Origin of the sequence: uncultured Faecalibacterium sp. (genome assembly GCF_900066275.1) — a bacterium.
GTDB classification, from domain to species: domain Bacteria; phylum Bacillota; class Clostridia; order Oscillospirales; family Ruminococcaceae; genus Faecalibacterium; species Faecalibacterium taiwanense.
Map to the genome: position 1 here is coordinate 1 of NZ_FMFG01000064.1, position 1,945 is coordinate 1,945.

The window sequence follows — 1,945 nt, forward strand, 5'->3', positions numbered from 1 at the left end:
GGCGACCCCCGCACCCGCCGCGCCCGGCTGGCCGAGTGGTACCAGAAAAACGCCCCCCGGAATTAACCAAAAACTAACCCCGGGTTAATAGCAAAAACCAAAGCTCCACGGTATCCTAAAAGTGAACCGTGGAGCTTTTTTCCTGCAACAAAATTGGTAAAAAAAGGAGGCTTTTGCAATGAAACGAAGATGGAAGAAATTCCTCGCCGGGGTGCTTTCCGCAGCCCTCGCGCTGAACCTCGCGGCCCCGCTGGCACTGGCGGGCAGCTCGACGATGGGAGCAGCTTGCGGGGTGACAAATGTACTTCTGTATCCGGAGTGGAACGGACCGGTCGATAGTAAGAAATGCATTCAGGGTACGGTATCCTATAACCGGGGTCTTTTGACCTTTGACGGAGATGTGACGCTGGATACAACTTCGGACCCGTATAATTCTTCGCTGGTCGAAGCCCTCAGTGAAAAAAATCTGAGGCTGGTGGCAAACGGCAAGGTGACGGGCAGTACAAATAGCGACGGCTTTGATGGAGCAAAGGAGATAGTAAGGGGAAAATACGATCTCACCAATACCTATTGGAACAATACGTCGAAAGGAATTTCGGGTGGAGACACGGGAACAACGATTGCTTCCGATACTAGAATCACGCTGAAGGGTTTCCAGACGGGCATCGGCTGGGGAAGCGTTCAGATCGATGGCAAGGTGAAGATCACAAATGCAGAATGCGGCATCGCCAATTTCACTACCATGAACCATGGCAGCGAGCTGGTGATCCATGCGCAGCAGTACATCGGGGAACAGGGTCATCTGACCTACAACGGCGGCCACCTGCTCCTGAATGTGACGACTATCGGTATGGACTTCGGCCTGAGTAGGCTGGGCATCGGAGAGGACGTAAGCAGGTTCTGGTATCGCACCGACGATGACGCGGGTTATACGGAAATCGACACCAGCGTGCAGGAAAAACTTGACAGCTTTTTTGAAGTCAAAGAGACAAACCACGCCTATCTGGAACTGACGGATGTGGACCCGAACCAGCAGGAAAGCGAAACCTACGACCTCTGGGTAGCAGACAAGCAGGTCACAAAGAGCAACCAAAGCGATGTGCTGGAGGATGGCGGGTCTGTGAAGTTTGACCCGACGACCAACACGCTGACCCTGAACGATGCCGATCTCACGCTGGATGGGGCCGCGGGCGGTTACTGCTGCATCGATTCCCAATTGGCGGAAGAGCTGACCATTACCGGCACAGCCACCCTTTCCAACGCCGATGGAATCCTTACGGAAGGCCCGCTGACGCTGGATAACGCAACCCTCACCCTTACGGGCAATATCGATGGCGACGTTGGTGATGACGCGATCCGGGCAGGCCGCTCTGACGAGGACATCACCATCCAAAACAGCACCGTGACCATTGCAGGCACGAACTCGGAAGGCAATTTCTTCCAGTTTGGCATTCGGTGCGGCAAGCTCACCGTGGCGAACAGCACGCTGGATGTGAAAGCCGGCGGCTCGGCCGTCGTGGCAAACGAGTTGGAGGCTTCCGGCGCAGGCACCGTCATCACGGCGGAAACGGATGCATCGGAGGAACAGGAGTATTATGCCCTCGTACTGGACGAGCTGACCCTGCAGGACGGCCTCGATCTGGTGGAAGGCGAAATGAACAAGAGCAAGAAGGCGAAGATCGCCCAGCCGGAGCAGGCCCCCACGGACTTTAAGGTCTACTGGGTCGTCCATCCGGGGGACGAACCGGTGAATGGAGGAATGCAGTTCCCCGGTGCGATCACCGGCAGCGAGGAGGAAGCCCGCCTCTTTGAGGGCTGGTTCCTCGAAGACGGCACCCGCTTGGAGGATAGCCCCTACTACATGGGCCCGGGCGCGAACCATGTGGGCAACCTCGACCGGGACGTGACCTTCTATGGCCATTGGCGCACCGCCGAGAGCGGCGAG

At 56.7% G+C, this 1,945-nt stretch carries 1 protein-coding gene; it reads left to right on the top strand.

What is annotated here, in order from left to right:
• Positions 1 to 697: 697 nt before the first annotated feature.
• Positions 698 to 1,945: hypothetical protein (locus QZL71_RS12695; RefSeq protein ID WP_294649068.1), on the top strand; the 1,248-nt coding region annotated here is incomplete at its 3' end.